Raw genomic sequence first — 15,398 nt, forward strand, 5'->3', positions numbered from 1 at the left:
AACTTCCCATAATGTTTCTTATGTGCTTCAAGTATATAAAAAGGCGTAAAAATACGCCTATAGATAATGGGGTTGAAATAGGTTTATTGTTGATGAGATTGTAGATAATTCAATTTTTTACTTCCAATCGAATACTTAAAACCTCCACCTTTTCTGCCTGTAATTGTTCATCATAAAATTCAATATCTTCAGGATTTTCCCCTTGGCAACCTCGGTAGAAATATTCTTCCGCTCGATCAGGATTCAAAAATCGACAAGCACAAACAAAACAGTCTCCATCATCATTTATTGAGATAATATAGTAGATTGAAATAAGATGTAAACAAATCGATTAGGAAAGTTAAATTAGTTTCTAGAAATTTTTAGCAGATGTAGTGTACTATTCTAGTCTCAATTTACTATGGCTTCAAATATATCTTTCGAAAAAATATTTACAGATGTGTAATTTTGAAGCTTGCAAAAGTTAGTAAACTTGTAGATTTCGATTTGAAGTAACTTGTTTTCTTGCCCGATATTGTTTTTGAAATTGAATTTTTCCATAGTGACTCCTTAATTTTCTTCTACACGTCTGATGATAAATCTAATTCGCAAAAGAGTCAAGAGGATTTTTCGAAAAATAAATAGCGACCGAAATCGCTATTTTAAGGGTTATAGGTATTTGATGGCTTAGACTGCTGTGTGACTGTTTGCCCTCAGGCAATCTTTCTTCTATATTAGTATTAGTAAAGGTCTAAATAATTATCAATTTCCCATTGTGAAACGAAGGTTGCATAACTTGCCCATTCGATTCGCTTGGCTTCAAGGAAACTAGTATAGATATGTTCTCCAAGAGCCGCTCTGACAACCTCATCTTCTGTCAAAGCTTTCAAAGCGTTGTGAAGAGTTGATGGAAGGTCTGTAATACCAGCTTCCTTACGCTCTTCTGCTGTCATGATGTAAATATTTTCTTCAATAGGAGCTGGTGCTTCGATTTTATTTTCAATACCATGCAAACCAACTTCCAATAGAACTGCCATAGCGATGTATGGGTTTGCCATCGGATCCACTGAACGCAACTCAAGACGAGTTCCCATACCGCGTGAAGCAGGCACGCGCACAAGTGGCGAACGGTTACGACCAGCCCAAGCAATGTAAACAGGCGCTTCATAACCTGGAACCAAACGTTTGTATGAGTTAACTGTTGGGTTCATGATAGCAGTATAGTTGTAGGCATGCTTGATCAAACCGCCAAGGAAATAGTAGGCAGTTTCTGACAACTGCATTCCTTTTGGATCATTTGGATCAAAGAAGGCATTGTTTCCTTCTGCATCAAACAAGGACATATTACAGTGCATACCTGATCCAGCAATACCAAATTTTGGTTTTGCCATAAAGGTTGCGTAAAGCCCATGTTTGCGAGCAATGGTTTTAACAACAAGTTTAAAGATTTGAATCTTATCACAAGCACGGAGAACTTCATCGTACTTAAAGTCAATCTCGTGTTGTCCAACCGCAACCTCATGGTGACTGGCTTCTACTTCAAATCCCATTTTAGTCAAGACATTCACAATCTCACGACGTGTATTGTCCGCAAGGTCAGTAGGCGCCAAATCAAAGTAGCCACCCTTATCATTTACTTCAAGTGTTGGGTCCCCATTTTCATCCAGTTTAAATAGGAAGAATTCTGGCTCTGGTCCAAGGTTGAAGGATTTGAATCCCACTTCTTCCATGTGACGAAGAGCACGTTTGAGATTACCACGAGGATCACCCGCAAATGGTTCACCTTCTGTTGTATAGACATCACAGATTAAACCTGCAACACTTCCATTTTCATCTCCCCAAGGGAAGACTGTCCATGTATCTAAGTCAGGGTACAAGTACATATCCGATTCATTGATACGTACAAAACCTTCAATAGAAGATCCATCAAACATAGCCTTGTTTGACAAGACTTTATCTAACTGTTCATCTGTAGCAGGAATTTCGACGTTTTTCATGGTTCCCAAAATATCTGAGAACATGAGACGGATAAAGGTAACATTTTTTTCCTTGACTTCACGACGAATATCTGCAGCTGTGATTGGCATGAGTTTTCTCCTTAAATGTATGACTACTTGCGGTTGCCTAACCGCGACCAAAAGGTGACCGTACTGAAGCAAAGCGACCCTGTTGGAGGAGTTCATTGTGAAGTGCACGACGTACTTCAGTCTGACTAACCGCTTTCTTGGATTTCGCTTCACGTTCAGCATATTTTTTCTTAATGGCAGCGATATTATAACCTTCAGAGATATAATCTTTGATTTCAAGCAGACGATCCATGTCATTCAAGGAATACATGCGACGGTTCCCTTCGTTTCGATCAGGCTTAATCAACTCTTGATCTTCATAATAACGAATCTGACGCGCCGATAGATCGGTCAACTTCATAACACTGCCGATAGGAAAAACAGCCATATTTCGGCGAAATTCTTTTTCCTTCATTTACAATTTCCTTCTTTCTGTCTATTATAGTCTAAAAAAAGACAAACGTCAATTGATAATGTTATAAAATGTAACATTATTTTTCTTTTTTCTCTAAAAAGAGCCGAATACGATCAATATCGTAATTTACGAGAATTGCGACAAAAACTCCCATGAAAGTTTCTGATACACGCGCAAACACGTACAAAATCGTTTCCCCACTCGGGATCGATAGTGTAATAATTAACATAGCTGCTACACCACCAATAACCCCTGCTTTGTTATTCATGGCTACATTTGTCATAATGGTTAACATGGTGCAGATTGGAACAACAACTAAGGTTACCCAAAAGGCTTCGTGGAAAAAACTATTTATTAGGAAGAAAACCAAGGCATAGAGGCCACCGATACTATTTCCTAGAATACGCGAAGTCCCAAAATGGACACTCTTATCAAAACTCTCCCTCAGGCTAAAAACGGCTGTCAAAGCACCAATTTGAAGACCTTTCCAACCAAAAAAGCCAAAAATCAAGAGAACTAGAAAAACAGCAATACCTGTTTTAAAGGTTCGCATACCAAGTTTGAACTGGGATTTATCGAATTTATATTTTTTAAAATAACTCATAATCTCAACTTTCTATTTCCATTTTATCATAAATCGGTGATTTTTATGAGGAATAGTTGAGAGGAAGCGTTTTTATTTTGAGCAAAAGAAAAGAGGAACTTTCACCCCTCTCTTCTTTGATTTGTTTATAAAATCTTATTTTTCTGTCAAGGCTGCAAGTCCTGGAAGAACTTTACCTTCGAGAAGTTCCATTGATGCTCCACCACCGCGTCACAAATACCTACACTAACACAAAAAGGTGACATAGCCACCTTTTTGTTAACGTTTCAGTTTTCTTCCTTTTCTACAAAATCAGGATTTTGTAGAGACTAACGGGCTGAAATTATTTTTCTGTAAGTGCAGCCAAACCTGGCAATACTTTACCTTCAAGAAGTTCCATTGATGCTCCACCACCAGTAGAGATCCATGAGAACTTGTCTGCACGACCAAGGTTGATTGCTGCGGCAGCTGAGTCACCACCACCGATGATTGATTTAACACCTGGTTGTTTCACGATAGCGTCCATCACACCGATTGTACCAGCTTGGAAGTCTGGGTTTTCAAATACACCCATAGGTCCGTTCCATACAACTGTTTTGGCACCAGTCAAAGCTTCGTCAAATTTAGCGATAGATTTTGGACCGATGTCAAGACCAAGGAAGCCTTCAGAAACTGCTTCACCTTCAGTGTCACGCACTTCAGTGTAACCAGCAAATGCGTTTGCTTCTTTTGAGTCAACTGGCAAGATCAATTTACCGTTTGCTTTTTCAAGAAGAGCTTTCGCAACATCCAATTTGTCTTCTTCTACAAGTGAGTTCCCGATTTCGATACCTTGTGCTTTATAGAATGTATAAGTCATACCACCACCGATAAGGACTTTATCAGCTTTTTCAAGCAAGTTTTCGATAACACCAATCTTGTCTGAAACTTTTGAACCACCAAGGATTGCTACGAATGGACGTTCTGGAGTTTCAACTGCTTCTTGGATGTAGGCAATTTCGTTTTCAAGAAGGAATCCAGCAACTGCTTTTTCAACGTTTGCTGAGATACCAACGTTAGATGCGTGTGCACGGTGAGCTGTACCGAATGCATCGTTTACGAAGATACCATCTCCAAGTGATGCCCAGTATTTACCAAGTTCAGGATCGTTTTTAGATTCTTTCTTGCCGTCAACATCTTCGTAACGAGTGTTTTCAACCAAGAGAACTTGTCCATCTTCAAGAGCGTTGATCGCTGCTTCCAATTCAGCACCACGAGTTACACCTGGGAACACAACATCTTGACCCAATTTTGCTGCCAAGTCAGCTGCTACAGGAGCAAGTGATTTACCAGCTTTATCAGCTTCTTCTTTCACACGTCCAAGGTGAGAGAAAAGAATTGCACGTCCACCTTGTTCGATGATGTACTTAATAGTTGGAAGAGCTGCTGTGATACGGTTGTCGTTAGTGATTACGCCATCTTTCAATGGTACGTTGAAGTCAACACGAACGAGGACTTTTTTACCTTTCAAGTCAACGTCTTTAACAGTAAGTTTTGCCATGTTACAAAAACCCCTTTATTTATTTTATTCGAAACTATTATATCACACTTTGGAAATATAAGGAAAGATTTCACAAGATTTTTCGATATTTAATCTTCATCTTCTTTTTTCTGTTTCAATGTCAATGCTAAACTAGCAAGACCAAGGCTTGCCAATCCTGCTATTAGGGCTTCATTGGCATCAGCAGTTCCTGTATTTGGCAATTGTTTGCCTGCTTCTTCTGATTTAACTGCTGTATTTTGGGCTGGTTTTTCTTGTGTAGGCGCTACTGCTGGTTCTGTTTTTACTTTTGTTCCAATTTCAACAATTTCTGGAATCGCCTCTTGGATGACTTCTGTTGAACGAAGACGACGCTGACCGTTTTCATCAACTTCAAAGACATGTCTCAACAGACCATCTCGTCCCTGTATGATGACTCGTTGTTCCCCAACTAGTATATCAGCATTTTCATGCTCTTGACGGTCAAAGGCAACCTTTTCCTCTTGAACTTCCAATTTAGGAGCCTTTTGTTGATCAGAAGCCGGTTGATTAGTAGTTTTTGGAAGGACTATGTTTTGTTGTTCTGGTTTAGTTGAGATAGTAACAAGGTCATTTGCACCATTAGATTCTACTCGTGGTTTCTCAGCAGATTCATAAACAAAGGCATAATGAGTAAAGTGTGGTGCTGTAAAGATAACATGACTATCCGTTTGTTCAAAAGCCAATTCCACTGCCTCTTTGCCTCCAGGTAAGAAGAATACTCTCTTCACTTTCTTATCTTTTTCAATTGGAATTTTCACAATAGAAGCGTAAGAAAGATCAACGTCTTGACCTTTTTCATCTAGACCTTCTATTTCAAAGACATGAGCATCTTCTCCAGCAAAGTATTTCTTCTCTTCAGCACTTGCTTGAACACGCTCTACTTTCAAGCCCTTGATGACAGTCTTCTCTTTATTTGAGAAGTGCACTTCAACACCTGTTTTACTATCAGAAAAGACTGCTGGCTTGTCTTCTTTCAATAAGGCAACCAGATCTTTCAAACTCTGTTTCGCTGTTGCAAGCTCTTCTGGACTCAAATCTACTTTTTCAACCAAGGCCTTGTTTTTCTCAAGAAGAGGAGCTAGGGCAGAACCTGAAGGATGGTTTGGTTTGGCAGCCAAGAGTTCTTGAGCCTCACCTGTTAAGCGATCAAGTTCTGTCTTTTCTTCCGTAAATTTCTCTTGACCATTCAGAGCTTTATGAGCTTCTGTCAATTTATTAAGACGGTCATTAACCTGATCTTGGGTACTAGTTTCATGGTCTTTCAACACTTGTTCAGCCGCTTCAATTGCTTTCAAGAAGGCTTCTTTTACTTCTGGTGAAGCAAAGTTATAGACCACCTTGTTCTTAGCCACTTCAACTTCTGCTAATTTTTGTTTAAGGTACTCATCGTTCAATGCTGCTTTTGGAGATACCAAAACATCAAAGTTGACTTTATGACCTTGGTAACGAAGCGTCAAGGTTTGACGACCAGTCTTTTGAGCATCGTAACCAGAAATTTCAACTCCCTCATCAGTAAAGGAATGTTCTTCCATGGTGTCATTGCTATAAGCCACTGCAAAGCGTCCTTCAGACAAGTCTAAGCTATCACCAACTAGGTAATCTTTTTTCGGTTCCTGACTTACTTCAATTCTCAAAATAGTTTTCGGACTTGCTTCATCTTGACTAGTAACAGTCACTGACAAATTCGCATTTACTGGTTGTCCCAAGTATTGGAGAGTAAGATTTTGTTCTCCCTTATGATGCGTGTCAAATCCTGATACTGATACACCTGCGTGAGTTAGGCGAATGAGTTCGTCCTCAGCTCCCCCTTCATACTGAACTCGAAGAACACCACCTCTAAGGTCCAAATCCTCCCCTTCGGCGTAGCTTGTTTTCTTAGGTCCTGTCTCTAGGCTGACTGACTTGATTTTTCTGTCATCTTTTGGAACGGAAACTGCTAGGACATTACTAATTTCCTTGCCTGGAAACTGGGTACGATAGTACAGAAGACCAGATTGATTTGTCAAATCCAATGGTGCACTTGCTAGGTCTCCTCCAACTTCGCTCTTCAAGGTTGCAAGCGGAGTTTGAGAATTTGGATTGTCATAAACGGTAATGGTTGCTCCAGCTGGTACATCCGCAAAACCAACCTGTACCTTGTTATTGCCTAGAGAACGGGCTGCAGCCTTGGCCATCGGAATATTGACACTCTCAGTATCAAGCTTTTCATACATTTTCCAGTTATAGATACGAATAGCCTTCCATGGAGTTCCATTGTCAGAAGTGACAACATTTAAGCGCCAATCTTGAGCTGTGATAGGTTTATCAAGGGTAATATCTGTAACATGAGCTTTATTGCCACGGACTTCCTTAGCCAACTTCCATTGACCATCCGCATCTTTATAATAGAGGTCAAAGTCTTTGGTGTTCATCAAACCATCGTTGACAGATTCTCCACCAGCTCCAGCATGATCCATGACCCATCTCACAACACGGCGTGGTTGTGTCAAACGAATATCAACGCTACCACTTAATTGAGAAGAAGACCATTTGTCAGATAGACTGGTGATGGTCCCATTCAACATACCTTCGATACCTTCTCCACCTTCTGTATCTGGGAAGGTACTTCCGATAACAGTAGCCCCTGGAACGATGTTTTCTGCTAGAGGTCTTGGAAGACTTGTGTCTTGGACAGTCATCCCCCACTCAAAGTTTGTAGTTGCTGCTTCAGAACGAAGGCCATTCTTACCAACTGCAACAACCTTCAACTCCTGACTAGTACCAGTCGCACTAGCTGAGCGGCTAACTTTTGGTAGGTAGATCGTAGTTGCAGATGAACCTGTCAATAGGCGCCAAGCATCGCCATCCTTTTCATAGACTTCATAGAAATCAGCATCTTTATGACCAGTAAATTGTACAACTGCTTCCGCTTCTTGGGCATTTTTAAGGACTTGTTTGGCTACAGCTACTGTGGTTGGTGCCTGAGGAGCATCTTGATTATTGCTGATGGTCAATTGCCCCAGGTTAAATTGATAACCTTTTAAGTCTTTGTCATTTTCAAAATAGAGTTTAATACCGTAAATTGTTTTACCTGCCAAGGCACTCAAATCAAAATCATCGGTAGTCCAGTTATCTGAAACTGTCAATTCTTTACGGGCAGCTTCATCACCATAGGTATAATCTTTCTTGGTTGCAAATTCTACATAAACCTTGGTCCCTTTGCCTCCTTTGTGGGCAACATGCAATTTGGTTGTATCTGTCACCTTCAAGCGAGTAGAGTACAAATTCACATCTTGCTTGGTCGCACCTGAAAAATCCCCTGCAAATTTAAGAGAAGTTCCACCATTATAAGCATCTTCAAAATCATAGCTTGCTTTCAACTTATCACCAGTTGATTTTTGCCACCAGCGCCATGTTGGAAGAACACCTGAAACTGAACGGTAATTCCACTCAGAATCCTTAGAAACCTTACCATCTACGAACCATTTTCTACCATGACCTGTATTAAAAGAAGTGGTAAAAGTATGACCTACTGCTGGCGTGCGGTCCGCAACTAGGTTGGCAATCCCGTACCAGTCCTTGTCATCTGGTTTTTGACCAGTTGGATCGCCTTGGTAACCAGTGAAGAAGATATTTTCATTCTTATGATAGTCTTCGCCTGTCTTGCCAAGACTTGTAATAGTATCTGGCGCAAAGAGACCAAGTGACAAGCGAAGTTTGCCATTTTCATCTAAAAGGGCATCCCATTTCACTTTAGTCTTATAAGAACCACCCTGTTGCAATTCCAATCCTGCAAAGACATCGTACTGGCTACGCTCTAGCCATTTGGCCATAGCTACAGAGTAATCATTCTTCTCTTTGGTCCAGTTAAAGTTAGCAAAGAAGTGATCAGCGGGTACCTTGTCCCCCTCTTTTTGCATAAACTGATAGTTGTATTCTCCTAAACCATCTTGGTGGTAACGTCCATAGTTATAAGTCATGGCATCGTACCAAGAATACTTGATTGGATGGTTTACCTTAGCAGCATACTCCTTGGTATAGAGCATAAACTGGCGCATCTTTTCTCCAAGAGGTTCAACCAAATCCCCAGTTGTTTCTTGGTTAATGAAATAGCCATCATAGCCATAATACTTGGCCATATCTACCAATTTACGGGCAATTGGGAAGCTACCATCTGCGTCTTGCTTCAAAGCTTCAGCGAATTTTTCTTGATCAGCAATACTATTAGACCAGTTGAAGAAGAGTGTACCATATACAGGAACCCCGTTACGGTGACCTGCATCAATAACGTCAGGAGTTGGTACGAGACCTTCCCAGAAGACCATTGAATCTAGATATTGCCAATAGTCAAAAGCATAGGCCTTGAACTCTTCTCCACCAACAGAAGCATGGTCTTTTGCTTTAGAATTGGTGTTTGATAAGGCTTGAACTTTTGCTTCCTTGCTAGCTTTTTCATTGACTAAATGACCTGTCCGACGTGAAGCGAGGACAACAGATCCGCGGTTAATAGCATCATCTTCACGAGCACCTGGTTCCCATTTTAACAATTCTTCCCAAGAATTAAATTTGATTTCCTTTGGTTTTAATGTTTTTTCTGTATTTTTAGGGACATCTGGCTGGACTTCTTTTTCAGTCTTATTAGCTTCGGCTGCTGGCTTAGACTCATCCCCTTGGTTAGTTGCTTCGGGCTTTGCTTCTGTTTCCTTGTCAAACTTAGGTTTTGCTTCTGCAGATGGTGTTTCTGCAACCACCTCACTTGCTTTTTCCTCTGGTTTAGCTGCGCTAGCTGCTTCTGCAGTTTCAGTAGTTGAAGCTTCATTGCTTGCTGGCGAAGCAGTTTCAGATGCTGTCGCTACTCCTTCTGCCTTTTCTAGCTTGTTTTCTCTAGCATGTTCCCCTTCATTCTGCTTATCAGCTTCATTGGTCGAATACTCACTCTCTCCTGAAACAAGCTCTGTATTAGCTCCGCTATTTTCAGGAACTGCAGTTTCTTCAGCCAAGGCTGGACCAGCAAATAAAACAGCACCAATCATCAGCGAGCAGGCTCCTACTGATAACTTACGAATACTGTAACGACAACGTCTTTCAAAAAATGGATTCTTCATTTTCTCCTCCTAAAAGATTGATTTTGTTGTTTTTTAAGAAAGCGCTTTATATTCTGTAGTTTTTTATCAAACTCTAGAACCATGATAATCACATTTTTATCCTAAAACATTTTTAGACAAAAAACAATAGCTGTTTTCACAAATCTAAAATAAGGTTAAAAACTCTTAAAAATAATACACTTATCAATTATAATTTTCTTTTACAAACTTGACATTAACACTTGTTAGATTTACTTTTATCCTTTAAAATAGAATAGGAGATATTCCGCGATTATTTTTCGGAGGAAAAAGAAATGTCCATTAATTGGCAGGAAATTTTATTTCACTTTTTAGGTGGTCTGGGACTATTCTTATATAGTATCAAGACCATGGGAGACGGTTTGCAACAAGCTGCTGGAGATCGCCTTCGTTTTTACATTGACAAATATACTAGTAATCCTTTCTTTTGAGTTCTGGTTGGTATTGGGATGACTGCTCTAATTCAGTCTAGTTCTGGTGTAACAGTTATCACAGTCGGCCTGGTCAGTGCCGGTCTCCTAACCTTACGTCAGGCTATCGGAATTGTCATGGGGGCTAATATCGGGACAACAGTCACATCCTTTCTTATTGGGTTTAAACTAGGTGACTATGCCCTACCTATGCTCTTTATCGGTGCTGTCTGTCTCTTTTTTACGAAAAATCGGACAGTCAATAATATCGGACGCATCCTCTTTGGTGTCGGTGGTATCTTTTTTGCCCTCAATCTTATGAGCGGTGCAATGGCTCCACTCAAGGATTTACAGGTCTTTAAGGACTATATGATTGAGCTAAGTAAGAATCCTGTTTTGGGTGTCTTTGTCGGTACCGGCTTGACCTTACTGATTCAAGCTTCCTCGGCTACCATCGGGATTTTACAAAACCTCTACGCCAGCAATCTCATTGACCTGCAAGGAGCTTTGCCAGTTCTATTTGGTGACAATATCGGGACAACCATTACAGCCATCATTGCCTCTTTAGGTGCTAATATTGCAGCTAAACGGGTAGCAGGAGCTCATGTTGCCTTCAACGTTATCGGAACAGTCGTCTGCGTTATTTTTCTAGTTCCTTTTACAGCCCTGATTCATTGGTTTGAAGCTACGCTAAATCTAGCACCAGAAATGACCATCGCCTTTGCTCACGGAACCTTTAATATTACCAATACCATTGTCCAATTTCCATTTATCGGAGCTCTGGCTTACTTTGTAACCAAGATTATTCCTGGAGAGGACGAGGTTGTCAAATATGAACCCTTATATCTTGATGAGCATTTCATCAAACAAGCCCCATCTATCGCTCTCGGAAATGCTAAGAAAGAGCTCTTGCATTTAGGAAACTACGCTGCCAAAGCCTTTGACCTTTCCTATAAGTATATCATTGACTTGGATGAAAAAGTTGCTGAAAAAGGGCATAAAACCGAAGAAGCCATTAACACCATCGATGAGCAATTAACACGTTATCTCATTGCCCTTTCAAGCGAAGCTCTCAGTCAAAAAGAAAGCGAAGTGCTCACCAATATCCTTGATTCCTCCCGTGATTTGGAACGGATTGGAGACCACGCGGAGGCTCTACTCAATCTGACTGACTATCTTCAACGTAAAAATGTTGAATTTTCTGATGCCGCCTTGAAAGAATTAGAGGAAGTTTATCGTCAAACTAGTGACTTTATCAAAGATGCTCTGGATAGTGTGGAAAACAATGATATTGAAAAAGCACGCAGTCTTGTAGAACGTCATGAAGCAATCAATAAGATAGAACGTGTTCTCAGAAAAACCCACATCAAACGCCTCAACAAGGGCGAATGTTCAACACAAGCTGGGGTCAACTTTATAGACATCATCTCACACTACACTCGTGTATCAGACCACGCTATGAACCTTGCTGAAAAGGTTTTTGCAGAACAAATCTAAGAACCAAGAAGCTATCCATCATAATTGGATGGCTTTTTGCTTTTTCCTAAGCAAGACTAGGCTGAATGAAACTGAAAGAGTATTCTGCAGATATAGTGGATTAAATTAAAAAAGTATAGTATATTGAATCTATAACAGTACACCTTGACTGCTAAAATATTTCTATAAATTGATTTGGCTTTCCGAATTAATTTGTTCAGATTTTATTTCAATATACTGATAAATCCATTCACTAGCACAGGGCAAGAGGGAGTCGCTATTGATTTCAAGGGTAGCAGGTACACACAGAGGACTCCTACCTCAGATATACTTCAATATCATCGTATGCAAAAAACCTCTGAGATTCTTCTCAAAGGTTCTGATTTTGCTAATTGCTGTTCTCAACCGCTGCAGTAATAAAGGCAGTGTAGAGTTCTTCTGGGCGGTTTGGACGGCTTGACAGTTCAGGGTGATACTGACACGCTACAAAGAATTTATTTTCTGGAATTTCCACGATTTCGACCAAACGATTGTCTGGAGAAACTCCTGAGAAGACAAAGCCTGCTGCCTCAAACTGCTCACGGAAGGCATTGTTAAACTCATAACGGTGACGGTGACGGCGTTGCACCACTTCTTGATTGTGATAAGCAGCTGCTGCCTTAGAGCCACGTTTCAACTTAGACGGATAAAGCCCCAAGCGAAGGGTTCCCCCCATATCCTCAACATCAATCTGATCACGCATGATATCAATGATAGGGTATTTTGTTTCTGGTGCAAGCTCTGCAGAATTGGCACCTTCGAGTCCTAAAACGTGACGAGCAAATTCGATACATGTCAACTGCATTCCCAAGCAGACTCCCAACATTGGAACATCATTTTCACGCGCATAGCGGATGGCTTGGATTTTCCCTTCTGTACCACGTTGACCAAAACCACCTGGTACGATGATCCCGTCCGCATCAGACAAGAGTTCTGCTACATTCTCTGCTGTCACATCATTGGCATTGACCCAATTGATTTTAACTTCTACATCATTGACATAGCCAGAGTGTTTCAAGGCTTCGACCACTGAGATATAGGCATCTTGCAACTCCACATACTTACCAACAAGGGAAATCTTAACTTGTTTCTTGAGGTTCATGACCTTGTCCACCATGGCTGACCATTCTGTCATATCCGCTGCTGGTGCGTCTAATTTCAAATGGTCACAGACAATTTGGTCCATACCTTGTGCCTGCAAGTTCAGTGGAATTTGGTAAAGATGTTCGACATCCAACGATTCGATAACGGCTTCTGGTGCCACATCACAGAACTGGGCCAGTTTATTTTTAATTCCTTGACCAGCTGGCTCTTCTGTACGAATCACCAACATATTTGGTTGGATTCCCAATCCACGCAATTCTTTTACAGAGTGCTGAGTTGGTTTGGTCTTCATTTCACCAGCGGCCTTGAGGTAAGGAAGCAAGGTTGTATGGATGTACATAACATTATCCGCACCCACATCCGCCTTCATCTGACGAAGGGCCTCTAGGAATGGCAAGGACTCGATATCTCCAACAGTTCCACCAACCTCTGTGATAATGACATCAGAGTCGGTCGTTAGAGCGGCACGCTTGATTTTTTCTTTTAAAGCATCTGTGATATGAGGAATAACCTGAACAGTTGCCCCAAGGTATTCTCCACGACGTTCCTTACGAAGAACTTCACTGTAAATTTTACCAGTTGTCACGTTGGAATATTTGTTGAGATTGATATCGATGAAACGTTCATAGTGACCCAAGTCCAAATCTGTCTCAGCTCCGTCATCTGTCACAAAAACTTCCCCGTGCTGGTAAGGACTCATAGTTCCTGGATCAATATTGATATAAGGGTCAAATTTTTGAATGGTTACTTTAAGACCACGATTTTTCAAGAGACGGCCCAGACTCGCTGCCACAATCCCTTTCCCAATAGACGATACCACACCACCAGTTACAAAAATATATTTCGTAGACATAGATTCCTCTTTCTAAAGTGCTCAAGGTCTTGCTAACTACGTGGGGACATAGAAAACAAGACCCTACTAATAAGAATAATCTGGGACGACTGCACCAGATTCACAACTAATACTCTTCGAAAATCTCTTCAAACCGCGTCAACGTCGCCTTGCCGTAGATATGTGTTCCTGACTTTGTCAGTNNGTGTTTTGAGCAGCCTACGGCTAGTTTCCTAGTTTGCTCTTTGATTTTCATTGAGTATAAAATACAAGAAGATAACTTCTTGTAAAAACAAAAATAGCTCCCTAAGAACTAGGGAGCTCCGACCTCTAAAAGAGGTGCCCGAACAATATGATACCTAAAAATAGGATAATTGTCAATAGCTAACTTTTATTCCTCGATGATTTCAGCATCATCATCTGAAAACTCGTCGTCTTCGTTGAGATCCACATCTTCTCCCAAGTCATCTGGAGCGATTTCGTTGATTTCTGCATCATAAGCTTCCACTTCATTTTTTTCATCATCTGGATTTTCATCATCGTATGAAAGAGCTGGATCTGCTTCGTATGCATCTTCGTCTTCTGGATCATCTGCATTGTAGTCAATGGCATCTGAATCACCATCCATAAAGGCATTGACACGTTTTTTCTTAGCTTTTGGTGCTACTTCATCGTCGTCATTTTCTTCAAGAGCGATGATTTCTTCGTCGATTTCGTCCACACCATACCATGAACGAAGACCCCATTTGTTGTCCCCAAGTGAGATGAAGCTACCGTCAAAGTTCAACTCTGTGTAGAACAAAGGCAAAGCTTCGCGGATATCGCTGTTTGATGTTCCAAGGTAGTTTTGAATTTCATTTACAAGATCGCTAAAATGCATCTCATGATCGCGACCACGAAGTTCCAAGATAGCACGCGCTACCTCAATCATAGATAGTTCACTTTTTTCTTGCCCAGCAAATACTTCTAATTCCAAAGCGTTTCTCCTCATTTATACTACTATCGCCAGAGCAAACAGACTCTGACCTCATTTTATCATTTACTCTTTATTTTACGATAATTTTGCGGAATAGTCAAAGGTTAAGGGGGAGAAAGTGGCAGGATTAGACTAATTCCAATATAAAACTCCTTCCTTTTTCTGTTGCTCCATTTTCCACAAATCCAAGCGACTTGAAACACCTCCTAGAAGCATGATTGTAGGTGTAGATTTCCTTAACTCTCAATTCTTTCCATCCTTTTACTCAAGCAAATTCAATCAAAGCACTTAGAATCTTTTTTCCAAGTCCTCGATGTTGGTAAGCGGAATTCCCAATCACAATGGGGAGATTATCCTGAGATAGTGTAATATCCCCAATTGGAAACCATTCTCCCTTCTCCTTGACTTCAATCCAAAAAGGCTCACCATGCCGATCCAAATAGAAATACATGGCTTCCAAGGTCGCTTGACTGTAAGGAAGCTTCACCCCATCTACGAGGTAAACCAAGTTCACATCCTGATACCAAGCAAAAGCTTCCTCACAATGATTGACCTTATAATAAGGAACAAGACACAATGCACTACCTTTTCAACAAAAGAGTTGCTGCTTGATTAAAACCATCACACCAGTTATACCATTTTGCTTCATACCCATCTTGAGCTAGGATACGATCTTCTAAATCAAAAACAGAGTAAATAGACTTCCTGCAAAACTAGAATCCTAGTTCATGATTGATAATACCAACAATCAAATTCATTCGTAATCCGAAGCGTTTACGATGATTTCGATAGGTTGTTGAAAATATTTTAAACGTTTTCATAGTGAGATGAAATAAGAACAGGACAAATCAATCA

The 15,398-nt window shown here is 40.6% G+C and carries 10 protein-coding genes and 4 pseudogenes; 2 read left to right on the plus strand and 12 right to left on the minus strand.

Annotated elements, in window-relative coordinates; translation table 11 throughout:
* Positions 1-109: 109 nt before the first annotated feature.
* Both HT669_RS03740 and HT669_RS11035 read right to left on the minus strand, forming a co-directional pair.
* The gene (locus tag HT669_RS03740; protein ID WP_001067594.1) at positions 110-247 is read right to left on the minus strand and encodes a hypothetical protein; all 138 of its coding nucleotides are present in this window, start codon (positions 245-247) and stop codon (positions 110-112) included.
* A gap of 143 nt (positions 248-390) precedes the next feature.
* Positions 391-540, minus strand: a complete 150-nt coding sequence (locus tag HT669_RS11035) for a hypothetical protein (RefSeq protein ID WP_000410533.1) — start codon at positions 538-540, stop codon at positions 391-393.
* Between HT669_RS11035 and HT669_RS03750 the strand changes: the two genes are divergently transcribed.
* Positions 505-624, plus strand: coding sequence for a hypothetical protein (locus tag HT669_RS03750; protein ID WP_001808898.1), 120 nt, complete (start codon positions 505-507; stop codon positions 622-624). The genes HT669_RS11035 and HT669_RS03750 overlap by 36 nt on opposite strands.
* A 95-nt stretch (positions 625-719) precedes the next feature.
* Here HT669_RS03750 and glnA read toward each other — a convergent pair whose 3' ends face one another.
* The 5 genes from glnA to HT669_RS03775 all read right to left on the minus strand — a co-directional run bounded on the left by glnA (position 720) and on the right by HT669_RS03775 (position 9,688).
* Entirely contained in the window at positions 720-2,066 is a 1,347-nt protein-coding gene (glnA, locus tag HT669_RS03755; protein WP_049515973.1) for a type I glutamate--ammonia ligase, read from the minus strand.
* A gap of 37 nt (positions 2,067-2,103) precedes the next feature.
* Complete coding sequence (gene glnR / locus HT669_RS03760; RefSeq protein ID WP_000659548.1) at positions 2,104-2,460, minus strand: transcriptional repressor GlnR; 357 nt, start codon at positions 2,458-2,460, stop codon at positions 2,104-2,106.
* Between the two features lie 76 nt (positions 2,461-2,536).
* Positions 2,537-3,064, minus strand: coding sequence for an aromatic acid exporter family protein (locus HT669_RS03765; protein WP_000119914.1), 528 nt, complete (start codon positions 3,062-3,064; stop codon positions 2,537-2,539).
* Between the two features lie 322 nt (positions 3,065-3,386).
* Entirely contained in the window at positions 3,387-4,583 is a 1,197-nt protein-coding gene (locus HT669_RS03770) for a phosphoglycerate kinase (protein ID WP_001096743.1), read from the minus strand.
* A gap of 89 nt (positions 4,584-4,672) precedes the next feature.
* Complete coding sequence (locus HT669_RS03775) at positions 4,673-9,688, minus strand: bacterial Ig-like domain-containing protein (RefSeq protein WP_172933626.1); 5,016 nt, start codon at positions 9,686-9,688, stop codon at positions 4,673-4,675.
* A 293-nt stretch (positions 9,689-9,981) separates the two neighbouring features.
* On the opposite strand from HT669_RS03775, the pseudogene HT669_RS03780 reads away from it, so the two are divergent.
* Positions 9,982-11,613 (plus strand): annotated as a pseudogene (locus HT669_RS03780) (Na/Pi cotransporter family protein).
* Between the two features lie 367 nt (positions 11,614-11,980).
* Here the strand turns inward: HT669_RS03780 and HT669_RS03785 are convergent.
* The 5 genes and pseudogenes from HT669_RS03785 to HT669_RS03805 form a co-directional block, all read right to left on the minus strand.
* Positions 11,981-13,588, minus strand: coding sequence for a CTP synthase (locus HT669_RS03785; protein WP_023937105.1), 1,608 nt, complete (start codon positions 13,586-13,588; stop codon positions 11,981-11,983).
* Between the two features lie 370 nt (positions 13,589-13,958).
* Positions 13,959-14,543 (minus strand): DNA-directed RNA polymerase subunit delta, encoded by a 585-nt coding sequence (rpoE, locus tag HT669_RS03790; RefSeq protein WP_000418403.1) that lies wholly within the window; start codon positions 14,541-14,543, stop codon positions 13,959-13,961.
* Positions 14,544-14,670: 127 nt separating this feature from the next.
* A pseudogene (locus tag HT669_RS03795) lies at positions 14,671-15,120 on the minus strand (GNAT family N-acetyltransferase).
* Between the two features lie 4 nt (positions 15,121-15,124).
* Positions 15,125-15,247, minus strand: a pseudogene (locus HT669_RS03800) (chromosome partitioning protein ParB); the annotation flags it as partial.
* A 9-nt stretch (positions 15,248-15,256) separates the two neighbouring features.
* A pseudogene (locus HT669_RS03805) lies at positions 15,257-15,364 on the minus strand (IS5/IS1182 family transposase); the annotation flags it as partial.
* Between the last annotated feature and the right edge of the window lie 34 nt (positions 15,365-15,398).

This window comes from Streptococcus sp. 2100 (genome assembly GCF_013276335.1).
In the GTDB taxonomy this organism is placed as follows: domain Bacteria; phylum Bacillota; class Bacilli; order Lactobacillales; family Streptococcaceae; genus Streptococcus; species Streptococcus pseudopneumoniae.

Bases quoted from the DNA above. Each gene is read 5' to 3' on its own strand.
- HT669_RS11035 (WP_000410533.1), bottom strand. From the start codon at position 540: ATGGAAAAATTCAATTTCAAAAACAATATCGGGCAAGAAAACAAGTTA.
- HT669_RS03765 (WP_000119914.1), bottom strand. From the start codon at position 3,064: ATGAGTTATTTTAAAAAATATAAATTCGATAAATCCCAGTTCAAACTT.
- HT669_RS03770 (WP_001096743.1), bottom strand. From the start codon at position 4,583: ATGGCAAAACTTACTGTTAAAGACGTTGACTTGAAAGGTAAAAAAGTC.
- glnA (WP_049515973.1), bottom strand. From the start codon at position 2,066: ATGCCAATCACAGCTGCAGATATTCGTCGTGAAGTCAAGGAAAAAAAT.
- HT669_RS03775 (WP_172933626.1), bottom strand. From the start codon at position 9,688: ATGAAGAATCCATTTTTTGAAAGACGTTGTCGTTACAGTATTCGTAAG.
- HT669_RS03785 (WP_023937105.1), bottom strand. From the start codon at position 13,588: ATGTCTACGAAATATATTTTTGTAACTGGTGGTGTGGTATCGTCTATT.
- glnR (WP_000659548.1), bottom strand. From the start codon at position 2,460: ATGAAGGAAAAAGAATTTCGCCGAAATATGGCTGTTTTTCCTATCGGC.